Source organism: Paenibacillus sp. 1A_MP2 (genome assembly GCF_052244825.1).
GTDB classification, from domain to species: domain Bacteria; phylum Bacillota; class Bacilli; order Paenibacillales; family Paenibacillaceae; genus Paenibacillus; species Paenibacillus vandeheii.
On sequence record NZ_JBQQCS010000005.1, the window covers coordinates 140102 to 155244 of the forward strand.

A 15143-nucleotide genomic window follows, 5' to 3' on the forward strand; every position below is an offset into this window, starting at 1 on the left:
TTATGAAAGTGCAAGAATCCAGAGATTTAACCATACTATCGGAGCTCATTGAAGAGTTACCTTTAGCCGTAAAATGTTTCATTGAACATAAGCTAGACCATGATCGATCACCTTCTTCTTTGTTAGAGTATACCCGAGATTTTCGTATTTTTTTTGACTGGATCGCACCACATCTGTGGCCGTTCGTTGCTAGTGAAAAAGAAATTACCTTAGACATGTTAAATGATATAAGGCGTGAACATGTGCAAGAGTTCGCAGATTACTTGACATCGTCTAGAAATTTGAAATATACGTCCCTAGTACGTAAGATTCATTCGTTGCGCTCGTTGTTTACCTATCTTCATTTGAGATTTGAGTGTAACGAAACACCTATTCTGAAACGTAATGTTTTTGCTACTTTCATCATGGAAAGGCCTAGTAATAATATGGAGGTCGCGCGTCAGTTACAGAACAAGATCCTACGTCTCAATGAAATCCCTGCATTTGTTAAGTTTGTGCAGGAAGGCGTAATAGAACAAAATAATGTACAAGCCCAGTGGTTCCATAACCAGAATCGAGCTCGTGATGTCAGTATCGTTACCTTCCTCTTAGAGTCTGGAGTGATAGTAAGTGATATTGTCAATTTGGATCTTGATGATATTAGCCTTCAGGATGACTGCGTTATTGTGACGAGGCAGCAAGCTAGCGTACGAACGAAACACCGAATTATGTTTGGCGATAATGCCAAAACCTATCTTTACGATTACTTGAAAGTTCGAACTGGCACGTATACTCCTCAAACAGATGAACGAGCGTTATTCTTGGCAAAACCTAACGGCGAAACACAGGGTAAACGAATCTCAAAGCGTGCAATTCAAGTTATGGTTAAGAAGTATGCTTCGAAATTCGGTGCCTCAGAAGTTACTGTACGCCAGCTCACCCATTCATTTGGAGTTCAATACGCAGCAACGAATACTGTCCGTAATATGAAACAACAAATGGCTCAGCGTAATATTGAATCACTAGAGAAATATTTTATACTGTCCAGTCTAGTTGATTGAATTACACTTACTATTAAGGTCTTATTCTCTTTGAATAAGACCTTTTTATTGTTTCGGTGTGACTAATTAATCTGTTTTGTGATGTTCTTCTTTAGCTGCTTTAGTTGGTTCAATCGATCGTGATAATCATCTAAATCCTTTACGTTTCTCTTTTCCAAGCTTACCCAAGTAGCCACACTTACTTCATGATATTTTAACGAAATAATCAGAATTGCGTCGTGATAGTCTTTGATATGAACGATAGGGATCTTCCATTCTCCTTGATCTCTAGCCTCGTCAAACCACTTCTTTTTTATGACTTCTCGATTGGTATATTGTCTTCCGTTAAACAAAATCCCTTCTGCCGTTACCGTAGCGATCCCAATACCTGCTTTGAGTGTTTCATTCATCCTCTCCACCTCCCCTATTATTTATGCCCATATAAATTGATATATAAACTTATCATATTTTAAAAATAATCTATATACATTAATGTATTGAAGGTTTCACATTGTTTAGACTTAATTAGAGGTGTGGCAATGAACGAACCTGTATTAAGATTAGTGGGGCAACGTGTCCGGGAATTACGAAAAAAACAAGGATATTCGCAGGAAGAATTAGGTGAAATGGCCGGCTTCCACTTCTCCTATATTGGGGGTGTTGAACGTGCCGAGAAAAACATAACCTTGTTAAACCTTCAAAAAATTGCGGATGCTCTTGAAGTTAACGTCCATGAACTCTTTTTTTACAGCAAGTATGTTAAGACTGGCCAAAATGATAAAGAGAAATTGCTAAACGAAATCAATGAGAAGCTTTGGCCTATGAAATCTTCTGATTTAAAAAAGGTTAACCTGCTCTTATCTGAATTTTTCGATAGTTAACACAAAAAAACCGATGTAACTGACATCGGCTTTTTTTGTGTTTCATTATTCCTTCCAGGCTGCTTCACTTTTTATGTTAATCCAAGAGTATCTATTATTCTGCTGTACTAGTCCCTCCATCATATTACGCTCACTCGTTAATGTTAAAAGCAAATATTTCGTTTGGATATTCTGCACATGTAGAAGTTCATACACTTGTGACAATGAAAAGTATCCTTTAGCTGCATATAATCTTACTTGTTCCATATTAATCTTTCCGTTTCGTTGTAGCAGCTCCTTCCCCCTAGTTTATGTGCAACATCGGTATCAACGTGAAAGTCTGGAGTAATTAAACTTAATTTACCTACAGGCAAGGTTACTTTGTACTGATTTGTACTCAACATTTCTTTGCAGGCGATATTTCGTAGAGAGTCCCATTGTTCTACCAAGCAAGAGTAAATCCTTTTATAATGCTTCCATTGGTCTAATAGGCTATCCATGTTTTTGTTGATTATGTTCTTTCTATACACACTTATTTCCTCTTCTTTATGGCCACCAATCCCTTCAAATGGAGTAAATCTTAAATATTCGTTACCAGCCATACAGAATTCTTTAAGTAATAGTTTATCCGTCTCGGTTAGTTTGTTTAATTTAATCCGGACTACTTTAGATAGAACTCCATGACTTTCTAATAAGTCGAACAATTGTAGATTTTTCATGTCATAATGTTTAGTTGTGATGAATTTTCCAACGACATTATGCTCTGTCCACTCAAGTCGTTGAAGTCCCAGAGATGACTGATATTCACCAATGACTTGCTTCAGCAATCCTACTTTTGCACCTGAACTGTGCATTTGCACATAGTTTGATGATTGAACAAATTGAATGATTTTTTCTATACTCACTAATCTATTCTCCTTTGCCTCAGCAGATTAATTAGTGAGTGGTATTGACTATTTTTTTATATTTTATTCAAAGTAAAGAGTAGCGAGTATAGAAAGTTGGTTGCATCATATAGATAAATGTGTCTATAAGTATCTATATTCCTTGTAATTATTCTCATTTTGTATGGTTTAATATGCTAACTTATGAAGCTAAATGAGCTCTGAAATTATGTGCTTTCATTACTGTTTAGTTCTATACTAAACTAATTCACCCTATTATTTTTATCCAATTAAGAATTATGTTGTTGAGATGACTTCTATTTCGAAAATGAATTAACTGAGGAAAACATCAACATGACTTGATAAATTCAATACCTTATATAAAGAAAAGCCAGCATTGAAATGCTGGCTTTTCATTGTAAATCGTTTATTTATCTTTGAGGAAAGAAGGTATACCATAGTTTGCTTTTCGTTGGTAAACAACGGTAACTTCGCGATCAGGACCACCATCTAACGAAGGAGCCAGGAGTTTCACTTTCGGGAGGTCACCAACTTGCTGTTGTTTAATAAACTCTTCATTCGTTTTACTCATTTTAATCCCCCTCATAGAGATAATTTAATGTGGTGATAGGTTCTTGATTTTCTTCATCTAAAGTAGCAAACTCTTCAATCGAAACCTCTTCCTGACCTCCGATATGAAGAGTGACACAATTTACCCAAAGGATAACATAATTCATGTGAAAATGACACTCTGCCATACTAATTGAATGTTACATTAAGACAAAAAATACCGACCTTTCAACTTCAAAGGTCGGTTTACCCATATGGGAGAAGAAAACAATGGTAATAACTGCATTATATCCACCCTATGTCGTTATATACCGTATTCTGTTCTAACTCTATGTTTATCTGTGCATAAATGTAACAACGTTTTATTAATTAGCCCCTTTTCACAAAAAAAACGTCGATCATTTTCAGATAAACGGTTTAATGGTTCAAGAAAATTTCATTCAATCTCATGTCTCGATAGTGAGTGTATACCAGCTTATACTCATCACATTTCCAAATAACAAACATTAAAAGAATTGTTAATTGAAAGAAATACAAGCTGTTATACATTAAAGAAACCATATCTCCCTACTTCTTTGTTTTTTGTAAACTCAATGTAATTTATTTTTTTTGAAATAGATATTGGAGGTTTTTTATTTTCCAATATAATTACTTGTCGTTTTGTTTGAGCTAATTCTTCAAAGAATTTGTTTTGCAGTTCTTCAGGCGTCTTATCTTCGTTTTCATCTTGTTCCTTATAGGAGGTTACAGGGGAATCAAGAACAACAAATCCTGGGTGAGGCAAAGCGCTACTAATACAATATTCCATTAATCCTATAATAAAGGCTCCATAACTAATAGATCGGTATCCTTTTCCAAATAACCTCCTTGCTTTTCCTGATATAAGAACATCTTTATTTTTAGGATCAAAATCAACAGTAGAAGAATCCGGAAAGTTCCAATCAGTCAAAAATCTTTGTATATGCACACACAATTCAGCTATTAATCCAGTGTAGTCCATTTCAACAGTTTGATTCTGTTCGTCTACTTTTGTTAAAACTAATTTACTTGCTATTAATTCTCTTTCATTCGTCAGTTTTTCAATCGATGATCGAAAACCAGAATATTCAATTATGTTTTTTTGCTTTTTTAGAAATGCTGTCAATTCCTCTTGAATAAATAGTATCTTTGGAGAGAGTTGCTCATCGAGTTTAATACTTATTTCTTCATACTTTAGATTAACATCTAAGGTTGATTCTAACAGTAAAGCTTTTTCACCTTCCATAGACTCAAGTGCATCATTAAGGTCTTTAAGATGACTATTTATTTTAAGAAGTTCTTTCGTATATGAGTCCTTCCTTTGTTTAATTTCTACGTGGTCGCAATCTTCTGTATTTGTAACTAGTTGATTACAATGAGGACACCGTTCAAAGTCTAACATCGAAAAGTAATGATCCCCTTCAATCAAGAATGATAACCTTTTAATGTCAGTCTCATATTGTTCTTTCAGGAGATAAAATCTCTTGATTAATTGATTAGTAGAGAGTAGCCTAGACTCATTACTTTGAATATTCTCCCAGAAGATCTTACGTTTTTCTGTTAATGTTTCGATTTCCGAACTTAATCCACTCCGTTTTAATAACAATTGTTCAATATCTTTAGATAAATTCTGGTCACTCTGTGGCAATTCTAATAATTTAATTTCCGCTTCTATATCCAAAATTAGTTTATTAATAATATCTATTTGAGCATTAAAAAAACCATTTTGGTTGTCAGTCTTTACTGTATTTCGTGTTACAGAATCATCTTTATTTGAGATGATAAGCTTAAAAATAGATTCCTCTGCGGTTTGGTTGTTATTTTTAGATTGAATTGGTGAGTTCTTTGAAATGATCTCAACCTCATTAATAAGAATATAATCGTTAAAACTACGGTAGCTGAACCTTTGAGTTTCCTTAGTTCCCTTGTTTTTAATTACAAATAACTCTGTGTTTATAAAGCCAGACAACTTCATGAGAAAACTGGATACGCTTTCTTTCTTCGCATGCTTTTGAGCTAATTCTGTAAATTTGCTATTAGATTCAATTTCCGAAATAGCTGAGTTATATTTTTTAACTTTTCCCCTGTCAGTCCTCTCTCAAGAGTATAGACTTGGTTATTACGGCTGATTATCTCAAGCTGGACAGTGTGGTACTCCTTAGCTTCATCGATGGGTTCAGGTAACTCGGTACCACCTAACATAAAGTTAATACATTCAAAAATATAAGTTTTCCCTGTATTCGACGGGCCTGCAATCACATTCAATCCACTCTTAAACGAAACCTCTGAAACTTTCTCATCATTCCCTATAATTCGGAGCTTTCTAAGTTCAAAGCCGTAAATCATTCAAGACCACTCCTTGTAAGAGCTTCGTACATAAACTCTCCTCCCCAACTTCCAAGTTTATTATCAATATATCCTTTTAGTTCTTCATCCGAGTATTCTGAAAAAAATTGACTAACCCAAAATGCATTGTTCCGTAATAACTTATAATACTCAGACTCAAAAAGATCTAGAAAAGCATTTGATAATTCCGTGGCTATATAAGAAACACCATTTCCCCCAAAAACAATTTCTAATAAGGTTCTACTGTACATTAAATCCAACCCATCTTGCATAGCTTTCCTTCGAACAACAATTTCTCCTGAACGATGAGGAGTAGCGGGGTGAATTGAATCCGGTGAATTGGGATCACCGATATCCCTGGTATGTAATACTAAGTAATCGTAGTAAACCAATCTTTGCAAATCGAGATAAGCCGGCTGATTCACTGATAATATGATTAAAGCTCTTAATCCAATCTCCAATGGAGAATTAAAAGCCATATCATTCGCCGAATGCTCTGCCATTAGTTCACCCATTTCTTAATTTCGTCTTCATTAGCCAGATGATGGCATATCCCTGCCAAATCATTACCCTTCAGTGAATTGTATAGAGGGTAACTCGGTACATTTAGGTTTCGAGCTGCTAGACAAACTTTTTTGACTCTCTCAAATCCATCTTCATGTTCAGACTCAAGTATGTCTATTATGCCATCGTAAACTTCTTCCTTCAGCTCTTTAAAAGCATCTACACCAGGAGGAAGTGTATCTCTTTCAAACCTCATTAGTGATTCAGCAGAATAAAAAGATTTCCTTTGCCTTTCAAAATGGTTAAAAAAGTTATGATGTTCAGGAAGCTCTTTAACAATAATCCGCTTTACTTTATGACTATCAGAATATGCCTCAAGGAGCTTCGTAATGTATAACAACTCATCTTCCGCAATTTGTTCAGGAGGAAGCACTGGCTGAGGCCGGTTCTTTTGAAGTCCACCAAACCTATAAGGGAAATATCTAGTTTGAGCATGTTGTTCGATTAATCTTTGTGGTTCAACACTATCAATAATAGTGAAATCGAAGGAGGAAACATAATCAGAGAAATCTCCTTGTAATTCAATATTCTGCTTAATGGTAATCTTTTTCTTACACTTTGTTTCCCAGTTTGCTATGAGTCCTTTCCTTAGAGATTCAGGCTCATCTATTAAATCTCCTAAAGTTGTAGATACACCTTTTGGGGCTACGAAGTAATACTTTCTAGGAACAGTATATTTACCAATATAAGTGTAGTAACAAAGTTTTCCAAGTTCTATCCAAATATTGCTGGGAGTAAGAGCATTATCGTAATGCTTGCATTGATAATTATCCCATATAAGTTGCTCCTTCTTGTCATAGACTGAATATGCAACTACATCTCTACCCATATCACCGGCTCCCCCACAGCGGCGAACCTTTACATATGTCTGAGCAAGATATCCTGTAGCCCATTCACAAACTAAATCTTCAAAGTCATCTTCGGAAATAACTTGTAATCTTTTAATCGGTTCAATAGTCTTTCCTAAGAGTAAATCCGCATTTGTGATTTTCTTTCGAATAACAGGAATTGGTATCTCTATTTCTTCCTCATCGTTCACATTTGTTCACTCCAATCTATACAATATTTAGTAAAATAGTACCACATGCAGCCAGTATAATCACCTAAATATTCCATCAATTGAGAGGTGGTATTATGATATTCGTAACACACAAAACGAAAAAGCTAAATTATAGTCTGTTGTGTCTGATATGACATGGATTAAGGGGGTTTCTCGAATCATATGTTATAAAACATGTTACATATTTGCAACTGACATTAACAGTACAAATTCTTATAATGCCTATATATATCTTGAGTTTTATGTAGTCCTATGTGTTATTCTTATCTGCTAATACTTTCAACTAACGAAAATCCAAATATACAATTGTGATTTTGCATGCGTTAAGATATAACTGAAATGAGGTGAATAAAACATGGAAAATGTACGCGAGTTGTTCCAAATCATGACTAGACGGTTTGGTCTGCTCAATAAGAATTGTTGTACCGTGGGAGCTATTGATGTATCGCCGGCTCAAAGTCATATATTGTATGAGGTAGATCGTCAGCACAATCCCTCCATGCAGCAAATTGCCGACACTTTAGGAACAGATATTACAACCTTCAGTAGACAGGTTCAATCCTTGGTGAAGCTTAAATTACTTAACAAAACACCAGATTCTACAGATAGACGTGTATATCTACTCTCACTTACAACCGAAGGGAAGTTTGTTGCAACCACTATTGATCAGCAAATGAGTGCCTATCTAGATGAAATCTTTTCGCATATGAGTGGATTTGAGAAGGAGATGGTGATTAACTCAATTAAACTGTTGAATAAAGCAATGCTTCAATCTGATAACTGTTGTCAACCTGTGAAGGGATAAACACACAATCTAACTCCTCCTACAGTGACAGATTTTTTAAGATATCTATTATCTGGCTTATGTTACATACAACAAAAGACCACCGAGGTCTCTCGGCGGTCTTCATACATTAATGTAGTGTGTATTTGGAACGTAAAGCTTTCTCGAGATGTTCATATTCAACCTGTTCCGCAAAACTCATAAGCTCACCATTAATGACAACGGCAGGTGTAGCAAACTCGATGAGCTTATCTGACTGTATATGTGCAAAACCTCGCTCTTCGAATAGAGATCTTAACTTCCGTTTTGCAAGCGCTCGATCCATAGGTAGGGAATAATCATACACATGAATAGTTAGCTCGTTTTCAAATGTCTCTTTTAATTTCTGCTTAATCTCAGTATATATACTCAAAGAAGCGGAATAGTCAGGCGCAGAGCAACAATCAGCAGCTTCTACCCCGTCTTCATCGCAACAATCAGTTGTTTGCTGACTATTTATATTTGGAAAGAGTTCGATAGAGTTTTTTGTATTCAACATATGTTCCTCCTCACTTTAAGAAGTTACTTTCATCCGATGAGTCGGTTGTGGAGGCAGTGGACTAAAACATTCGTGGTACGTTTGATCCCAAACCGTTCCCAGATTCTGATCAATGGAGGCAATCGCATCCGATACGACTAAGTCCAGAAGTCCCGGTGAAGCTTCAATCCTAATGTTCAGAACGACCCGGTACTGATTACCCATTTGTGAGTAGCTATTGGTGTATATAGGTGCTGCACCTGTTTGAACAACACTTGCTTTGACATAGCCTGTATCATTACCAGCATGTACCTTCAGATGCGCTACGGCCATCTTTTCCCTCAAAAAATGCCCGTTTAATTTACTTAAAAGTCCATCTACCCACTGCTGAGGATCGAATGCTTTTCCATCCGGATGCTTCACGTCACCCAGCATATTCATCCACGCAAGCTTGGCTTCGCCTTCAGCATATACACTGTAATCAATATCCAAAAGTTTGTGACCGCTTGGAATTGTACTATTCCATAAATCGAGTAGAGGGGCTAAGTTAACACCTGTAGTCGCTGAGATCGGCTGTATGATTGAATTCGGATAGCGTTGATGAAGATACGTGACCACTCTATCCATCTCTTCTTCCGTGTATTGATCCAGTTTATTTACAGCAATAATATCTGCCTCGGCCAACTGCTTCTCAAAAATATAACTAACGGATTGAGAAAATAGAAGACGTCCTGCTTCTTCCTCATTTAATTCAGCCAACAATCTAGCCGGATCAACCACAATAGTCAAGGGTACCGTTGTGAACTCGTTAGCATAATTTTGTTTTAAGGGCTGAATGACCGTTGCAGCGAGATCCGTACAACTACCAACGGCTTCACAGATGATATAATCCGGTTTCTTTTCTAAAGTAAGTTGGTTCAAATGTTCATACAAGTCTTCAAACCGACAGCAGAAACATCCCCCTGTTACTTCTTTGGTTTCCAGTCCACTGATTTGTGCGAGTTCCGTATCAATTAATTCTTTCCCTTGATCGTTAGTAATGATGGCGACCTGCTTCCCCTGCTCTTGTAAAACTTTGGCCATTTGTATCATTGTTGTTGTTTTCCCCGCTCCTAGGAAGCCACCTAACAACACCATTTGGACCTTTTTCATATAAACGCTCCTCCTCTTTCATTCAAAATGGTTATTCGTGAAGTATTCTGTAGACATAAGCAGCCGTGATCGCGCCCATGGTTGTCCATACGATATATATCCATAAAAACTCCAAGTGTCCGGAGGCCAAAGCTGGGCCTAAAGATCGTGCAGGGTTCATAGATGCCCCACTTACAGGACCTCCAAACATTGCTTCTAGAGCGACTGTTCCTCCTATAGCGATTCCAGCGAATGATTTTGATGCTTTTGCATGGACAGCAGAACTTAAAATGACCATCATTAAAATAAAGGATAGAATGAATTCCAAAATGGCACTTTGCAACCAGGGCCCTGAAGGAAGCGTTGCCCCCAATCTCCCTACATTACCAAACATAAATAGTAAGGTAAGGCTGGCTGCATAGGCTCCAACACATTGTATGAAAACATAAGAGAAGGCTTCAATCGCTGTGATTTGTCTTGAGAAATAAAAAGCGAGGGTGACTGCCGGGTTAAAGTGAGCACCTGATACATGTCCAAAAGCATATATCAAAGCCATGACCACAAGCCCAAACGTTATAGCTACCCCGATATGTGTTAATGTTTTTGTAGTGGTATCTACTACTACCGCACCTGTGCCGGCAAATACTAAGAAGAAGGTTCCAATAAACTCAGCTATCCATTTTTTTCGGAGATCAAGTAGTAAAGAACTGCGACTGGTTTCAAAGCTCAATAATGGAAAACCATCTTTGACTTCTGTCGCATTCAAATGGTTGTCCCCTCTTAACATTTTAAACAACAGCGTTTAAAAATACCGTCTTCAGGAACTGTAACGATCTCTTGAAATAGTTCATCCATATCGGGGTTAGGGTGTTTCCATTCGTAATAGAACTCATGTTCAATCAGATCAAGTGTTTGTATAGAGGCTTGTCTCAGTAAAGGGGAGCCCTTATATAGGTACAGTCTTGTTTCATATTGTATGGGGTCAATGATGCTCTTCAGGTCATTATCATCTACAAAAGAGCGGAAAGTCGTTAAATCTTCTGTATTGGTCCAGGGGTTGAACATGATAAAGGTTGGATTGAGTGAAATCTCGATGTGGCGGAGATATGCAATAGCCTGTTCGATATCTTGAATAGAGGTGTCTTTGGCTACGGCATCCAGTACAACTTCCGATGGAAATTCTAACGCGGATGTAATGAACTTAACACCGAGCCCTTTCATTTCAGCTAATGTTTCTTTATTTTCAAGAATATGATCTACTCGGGTAGTGAAGTCGTAAGTGAGATCAGGAAATTCCTCATGTAACTGACGCAATATCTTGATACCGTGGTATTTCGCATTAAAGAAGTCTGCATCAATAAAGGATAAGTGCGTCATCCCCCCTTCGACAAGGTTTCTGACATCCTGTAGTACAATCGATTCAGATACCAGGATGACTTTACCCTCATAGGCAGCATATACCGAGCAATACAGACACTTATGATGACACCCGCGTGCGATTTCAGTGGAGCCCACGATCTGCTCAGAGCCTAATAGTTTGTTGATTTGCTTCTGGGGATACTTGTAGAGCGGCGGAAGCATATGCCGTGTCGGAACGCTTAAATGATCTCTAGACATATACGGATGAATTTCTTTACCCTGCAGAGCATCACGTCCGATGAGAACCCCATCCAGGGTACAATCAGTGTCTCCAGACAGATACTTTGCAAGATTGACCAAAGGTCTCTCCCACTCTCCACAAACGCAGGAATCACTATACTTCCCGGCAAGTCGGCTGGCATTAATAGTTGCATGCTGACCAAAGTACGTAATATGAGCCTTCGGATTAACCTGACGAATGATTTGAGTTAGTTCAGTGGCCGCTTGAACAGCATCAAATAATGGAATGGAAATGGCGATAAGCTCTTGATCCAGAAATCGTCCTTCATCAATTCCTTCGACATAAGTATCAAGCACAGACACATCGAAATCTGCATGTAATAAAGCGGTCAAGGCTGTAGCTACCGTCATCGGTTGATAGCCACCTTCAAAGTTAGAAACCAACAGGACCTTCATGAGCCTTCCTCCCTATCTTTCAAGGTTCTTCTTCGGTTAAACTTTCGTGGCTTTAATCAAGTAATAGCCTACTTTTTCTTCTAAAAAATGATGGGCCTCAGCATGATCCTGCTGAAATTGCAGATATTCATCTTTATACTCTTCACTCGATTCCATCAGCTCACGATATCGTTTGTTTTTGTCATCTGTAAAATTGATAACTTCCAAATCGATATACCCCGCTTCTTCAATTTGGGCAATGTTCTCGCTTAACTGAATACTCCCAGCGCGGCAACCGCTAACCAAGGACAAATCATTCTTGATGGAAGACGGGACGGGTGCATAAGAAACAAAATCCGTGTAGATAAAGGTACCCCCAGGTGCTAACACACGTGTAATTTCCTGGATGGCTTTAATCCGGTCAGGCACCAGATTCAGAACACACTCACTGTATATCAAATCAAACTGGCCATCCATATACGGAAGCGACTGGACATCGGCAACAAAGAAGCCCAACTTTTTACGAAACCCATCTGGAAATTGGGTGCTTTTTTCCCTGGCACGGGCAATCATGTTCTCACTGAAATCTACACCAATAAATTGCTTTCCATCTTCATGTGACTCCACCAAAGAGAGCAGTGTTGTTCCCATGCCACAACCGATATCGAGAATTCGCTGTTTATCTGAAGCAAGAACAAACTCTTTAATACGTTCTGTAGGTCCGGACGGAGAAAATTTATCCGTTCCTTCCGAGTAGTTACCTTCACCTTCAGCTACAGAGTTATAAAAGTCTTTGATTGCTTGCGTTGCTGCATCCAATTCAGCTGGACCAGGCGAGCAGCAGTTTGAAACATTGGAAACTACCAGTTCTTGATTAGACATTTGTTATTTCTCCCTTCGAGATGCTTTGTATTTTTATGGAACGGACATAGGCAGTCCATAATACATAGAAAACAAGAGTGCCTAGAATCCAAAGGAAACCTGAGAAATAGAACGTAGTGTCAATTTGAAAAGTGTCCATTAGAATGCCAGATGTCAGCGGACCCACAATCATTCCCAAGCTTGTCGCAGAACCCAAAAATCCCATCGTCGCCCCCATTCCCGCCTCTCTTCCCAAAACAGTAGACAATGCTGAAGAGGAAGCCAGTGTGACTGCCGAAGTTAGTCCGGTTCCAATCATCAGTAAAGCGATCGTCCAAAGCGAATGCATAGAGGGAAACATCATTAAAAGAATCGTGGTCAACATAGCTGAGATAAGAATTAACTTCATTTTATTAAAACGGTCAACCACCCAACCTAGCGGTACCTGTGTTGCACCTATTATGATGTTGTTTAAGGCAATTAAAAAACCGATCATCAGGGCATTAAGCCCTCTGCTTTGGGCGTACAGGGTGAAGAAGGAAATCATGAACATGGAAAGAACAGCTACAATGACATTGACGGAGGACAATGCTAGAATCCCGGGATGTCTCCAGGGAGATCGTTTCAGATGAGTACGCTCTGAATTGGTTTCGTTAAGATCAGCCACATTGGTTTCTTTCTTCGCCCTTGATGAAGGTAAAGCAAAGACAATAACTAAGGCGATGACCGCAAGGCCGAGTAAGGAGAAAAATGCATTCTGTGTCCCGTACTGAACTGATATATATCCACCGAGAAAGGGACCCAACCCATTTGCCAAGAAAATAGCAGTGTTGTATATCCCCATATACTTGCCTTCTTGCCCTTTAGGGCTAATTTCGCCCATGTAAGCCATAGCCATAGGTAGCATCATGGCTGATGCTACGCCATGAAGTAACCGTGCCCCTAGAAGACCTGCTATACTACTTGCTAGTCCATAACTTAGCGCAATAAAGGGGTAAAGTATGAGGCTATAGATAAGAATGGCTTTAGGTCCTTTTTTATCTGCCAATCTCCCGATCGGTGTACCAATTAAAAGACGAACTACGTAAAATCCGCTGTACAACGTTCCGACCCACAAACCGGTTGCCCCTAAGTTTTTTGCATAAGGAGCAAGTAGTGGTGCTACAATCCCGGTACCTACGACCAATATAAAGACAGATAAACACAGGAAAATAATATTCTTTTTCATATGACACCCATACGTTTATCAGTAGACGAAGGCACCTCTCCATCTTGATCCTTTGTTATGAAAAAATGCATGGCTTCTTTTGCGGTATTCAAGACTTGAGATGCATGCTTACCATCTACACCATGAGCTATCATATAGCCCAAACGATTATAGTTGCTCTTAGTCATCGTTACGTAATCACCATTTTGAACAGAGATCTCAACTTGCTTTATTCCTTCAATTGATTGAGCTGCGTTCTTGTTCAATCGAACATTTCCATCTTGATACGCAAGTAAAAATTGAATTTGGGCTGAATCTGTGATGGGTATGTCCCTAGGAGCACTTGCAAAGGTTCCCCCGTAACAATATGAAATGCCAACTTACGCAGATCATATCCGGTAACAGCATGAACCAAGTTGTGAATTTGATCTCCGCCCACCCTCGCATTCACCTCGATTACTTTGGGTCCTTGAGGAGAAAGCTTAACTTCAGTGTGGGAGACAATATAATCTACGCCTAGGACCGCCAAAGCCTTAATAACGACCTCTTGAATCAGGGTAGAATCCTGTTCTGATAATAGAGCAGGTACCAAGTGTCCTTCTTCAATTAATGCGGATGTATTTTTAGCGGTAATTGCAATGATATGTGTGGTTCCATTGATCGTACATGACTCAACACTAAATTCAGGTCCTTCGATGTATTCCTCTACGAGAATATGCTTCTCTAAAGGTTGTCCAACCCAGTTTAGAGCATTAGTGCTAATAAGTTCAGCAGCACTCCATGCTTCTTCTAACGTATTACATTTTTGTACCATATGACTGCCCGCATCATTAGAAGGTTTTACGATAACGGGTAACTTCATTTCACTAAGGATGTGTAGTATCTCTGCAGGTGTTTGGATTAAAGCGTATTGGATGGGGGATACCTGGTGTTTGGTTAAATATGCGCGGGTTTGTGCTTTGCTGCGGCAATTTAAAGCGGCCTGTGAAGATAAGTGGAATTGCAGACCCAAGGCCTCGGCTATTTTCGCACCTAGAACGATGCGATATTCATTATTCGTATACACAGCAACAATAGAAAGCCGTTTAGATATTTCGATTGCCTTAGCGATTGCCTCTTCTTCCTGATTCAAATCCATTTCAAAAGGGAAATCTGCAATCATGGCATCTTCAAAAGGTATCTTCGTATTCATGAGAACCACCTTATAGCCTTGTTCCTTTATGAAAAGGATCTCCTCAACATCATCTCGCCGACCAATAAGCAGAACTACAGGACGATTCACCATTTT

The 15143-nt window shown here is 38.4% G+C and carries 18 protein-coding genes; 3 read left to right on the forward strand and 15 right to left on the reverse strand.

The genetic code is table 11. The features are described 5' to 3' along the window. Window positions 1-2 precede the first annotated feature (2 nt). Window positions 3-1040 carry a tyrosine-type recombinase/integrase gene (locus ACTWJ7_RS35360; protein WP_024634209.1) on the forward strand — a complete coding sequence of 346 codons (1038 nt, stop codon included), beginning with the start codon at window positions 3-5 and terminating at the stop codon, window positions 1038-1040. Between the two features lie 62 nt (window positions 1041-1102). On the opposite strand, the gene ACTWJ7_RS35365 is transcribed toward ACTWJ7_RS35360, so the two are convergent. Further along, window positions 1103-1429, reverse strand: coding sequence for a hypothetical protein (locus ACTWJ7_RS35365; RefSeq protein WP_024634208.1), 327 nt, complete (start codon window positions 1427-1429; stop codon window positions 1103-1105). Between the two features lie 129 nt (window positions 1430-1558). On the opposite strand from ACTWJ7_RS35365, the gene ACTWJ7_RS35370 reads away from it, so the two are divergent. Continuing rightward, window positions 1559-1900 carry a helix-turn-helix domain-containing protein gene (locus tag ACTWJ7_RS35370; protein WP_024634207.1) on the forward strand — a complete coding sequence of 114 codons (342 nt, stop codon included), beginning with the start codon at window positions 1559-1561 and terminating at the stop codon, window positions 1898-1900. A gap of 233 nt (window positions 1901-2133) precedes the next feature. Here the strand turns inward: ACTWJ7_RS35370 and ACTWJ7_RS35375 are convergent, their stop codons facing one another. The 6 genes from ACTWJ7_RS35375 to ACTWJ7_RS35400 form a co-directional block, all read right to left on the reverse strand. Then, window positions 2134-2784, reverse strand: coding sequence for a hypothetical protein (locus ACTWJ7_RS35375; protein WP_443146605.1), 651 nt, complete (start codon window positions 2782-2784; stop codon window positions 2134-2136). 406 nt (window positions 2785-3190) lie between these two features. After that, complete coding sequence (locus ACTWJ7_RS35380) at window positions 3191-3355, reverse strand: hypothetical protein (protein ID WP_161634271.1); 165 nt, start codon at window positions 3353-3355, stop codon at window positions 3191-3193. 519 nt (window positions 3356-3874) lie between these two features. Next, entirely contained in the window at window positions 3875-5326 is a 1452-nt protein-coding gene (locus ACTWJ7_RS35385; protein ID WP_443146606.1) for a hypothetical protein, read from the reverse strand. Between the two features lie 41 nt (window positions 5327-5367). Then, the gene (locus tag ACTWJ7_RS35390; protein ID WP_443146607.1) at window positions 5368-5697 is read right to left on the reverse strand and encodes an AAA family ATPase; all 330 of its coding nucleotides are present in this window, start codon (window positions 5695-5697) and stop codon (window positions 5368-5370) included. Then, a complete protein-coding gene (locus ACTWJ7_RS35395; protein ID WP_024634204.1) occupies window positions 5694-6212 on the reverse strand; it encodes an ABC-three component system middle component 2 in 519 nt (172 codons plus the stop codon). Before ACTWJ7_RS35395 ends, ACTWJ7_RS35390 begins: the two co-directional genes overlap by 4 nt. Further along, window positions 6200-7300, reverse strand: coding sequence for an ABC-three component system protein (locus ACTWJ7_RS35400; RefSeq protein WP_024634203.1), 1101 nt, complete (start codon window positions 7298-7300; stop codon window positions 6200-6202). Before ACTWJ7_RS35400 ends, ACTWJ7_RS35395 begins: the two co-directional genes overlap by 13 nt. A 376-nt stretch (window positions 7301-7676) precedes the next feature. On the opposite strand from ACTWJ7_RS35400, the gene ACTWJ7_RS35405 reads away from it, so the two are divergent. Then, window positions 7677-8126: a MarR family winged helix-turn-helix transcriptional regulator gene (locus tag ACTWJ7_RS35405; protein WP_024634202.1), complete on the forward strand. Its 450-nt coding sequence runs from the start codon at window positions 7677-7679 to the stop codon at window positions 8124-8126. 109 nt (window positions 8127-8235) lie between these two features. On the opposite strand, the gene vcpD is transcribed toward ACTWJ7_RS35405, so the two are convergent. Genes vcpD through ACTWJ7_RS35445 form a run of 8 tightly spaced genes read right to left on the reverse strand, consistent with a single transcriptional unit; the run spans window position 8236 to window position 15140 of the window. Then, the gene (gene vcpD / locus ACTWJ7_RS35410) at window positions 8236-8643 is read right to left on the reverse strand and encodes an ArsD-related vicinal cysteine protein VcpD (protein WP_052016867.1); all 408 of its coding nucleotides are present in this window, start codon (window positions 8641-8643) and stop codon (window positions 8236-8238) included. A 15-nt stretch (window positions 8644-8658) separates the two neighbouring features. Then, window positions 8659-9774 (reverse strand): GTP-binding protein, encoded by a 1116-nt coding sequence (locus tag ACTWJ7_RS35415; protein WP_024634200.1) that lies wholly within the window; start codon window positions 9772-9774, stop codon window positions 8659-8661. A gap of 31 nt (window positions 9775-9805) precedes the next feature. Further along, window positions 9806-10519, reverse strand: coding sequence for an MIP/aquaporin family protein (locus ACTWJ7_RS35420; RefSeq protein WP_024634199.1), 714 nt, complete (start codon window positions 10517-10519; stop codon window positions 9806-9808). Window positions 10520-10533: 14 nt separating this feature from the next. Next, window positions 10534-11808, reverse strand: coding sequence for an arsinothricin biosynthesis radical SAM protein ArsL (arsL, locus tag ACTWJ7_RS35425; RefSeq protein WP_024634198.1), 1275 nt, complete (start codon window positions 11806-11808; stop codon window positions 10534-10536). Between the two features lie 36 nt (window positions 11809-11844). After that, complete coding sequence (gene arsM / locus ACTWJ7_RS35430) at window positions 11845-12669, reverse strand: putative arsinothricin biosynthesis methyltransferase ArsM (protein WP_024634197.1); 825 nt, start codon at window positions 12667-12669, stop codon at window positions 11845-11847. Then, entirely contained in the window at window positions 12662-13876 is a 1215-nt protein-coding gene (locus ACTWJ7_RS35435) for an MFS transporter (RefSeq protein WP_024634196.1), read from the reverse strand. The genes arsM and ACTWJ7_RS35435 overlap by 8 nt, the downstream gene beginning before the upstream one ends. After that, entirely contained in the window at window positions 13873-14121 is a 249-nt protein-coding gene (locus ACTWJ7_RS35440) for a hypothetical protein (RefSeq protein ID WP_443146608.1), read from the reverse strand. Before ACTWJ7_RS35440 ends, ACTWJ7_RS35435 begins: the two co-directional genes overlap by 4 nt. Next, a complete protein-coding gene (locus ACTWJ7_RS35445) occupies window positions 14118-15140 on the reverse strand; it encodes an ATP-grasp domain-containing protein (RefSeq protein ID WP_443146609.1) in 1023 nt (340 codons plus the stop codon). The genes ACTWJ7_RS35440 and ACTWJ7_RS35445 overlap by 4 nt, the downstream gene beginning before the upstream one ends. Window positions 15141-15143: the final 3 nt, after the last annotated feature.

Coding starts and splice junctions, on each gene's coding strand:
- ACTWJ7_RS35360 (WP_024634209.1), top strand. CDS start 3: ATGAAAGTGCAAGAATCCAGAGATTTAACCATACTATCGGAGCTCATT.
- ACTWJ7_RS35365 (WP_024634208.1), bottom strand. CDS start 1,429: ATGAATGAAACACTCAAAGCAGGTATTGGGATCGCTACGGTAACGGCA.
- ACTWJ7_RS35370 (WP_024634207.1), top strand. CDS start 1,559: ATGAACGAACCTGTATTAAGATTAGTGGGGCAACGTGTCCGGGAATTA.
- ACTWJ7_RS35380 (WP_161634271.1), bottom strand. CDS start 3,355: ATGAGTAAAACGAATGAAGAGTTTATTAAACAACAGCAAGTTGGTGAC.
- ACTWJ7_RS35385 (WP_443146606.1), bottom strand. CDS start 5,326: ATGAAGTTGTCTGGCTTTATAAACACAGAGTTATTTGTAATTAAAAAC.
- ACTWJ7_RS35390 (WP_443146607.1), bottom strand. CDS start 5,697: ATGATTTACGGCTTTGAACTTAGAAAGCTCCGAATTATAGGGAATGAT.
- ACTWJ7_RS35395 (WP_024634204.1), bottom strand. CDS start 6,212: ATGGGTGAACTAATGGCAGAGCATTCGGCGAATGATATGGCTTTTAAT.
- ACTWJ7_RS35405 (WP_024634202.1), top strand. CDS start 7,677: ATGGAAAATGTACGCGAGTTGTTCCAAATCATGACTAGACGGTTTGGT.
- vcpD (WP_052016867.1), bottom strand. CDS start 8,643: ATGTTGAATACAAAAAACTCTATCGAACTCTTTCCAAATATAAATAGT.
- ACTWJ7_RS35415 (WP_024634200.1), bottom strand. CDS start 9,774: ATGAAAAAGGTCCAAATGGTGTTGTTAGGTGGCTTCCTAGGAGCGGGG.
- arsL (WP_024634198.1), bottom strand. CDS start 11,808: ATGAAGGTCCTGTTGGTTTCTAACTTTGAAGGTGGCTATCAACCGATG.
- arsM (WP_024634197.1), bottom strand. CDS start 12,669: ATGTCTAATCAAGAACTGGTAGTTTCCAATGTTTCAAACTGCTGCTCG.
- ACTWJ7_RS35435 (WP_024634196.1), bottom strand. CDS start 13,876: ATGAAAAAGAATATTATTTTCCTGTGTTTATCTGTCTTTATATTGGTC.
- ACTWJ7_RS35445 (WP_443146609.1), bottom strand. CDS start 15,140: ATGGTGAATCGTCCTGTAGTTCTGCTTATTGGTCGGCGAGATGATGTT.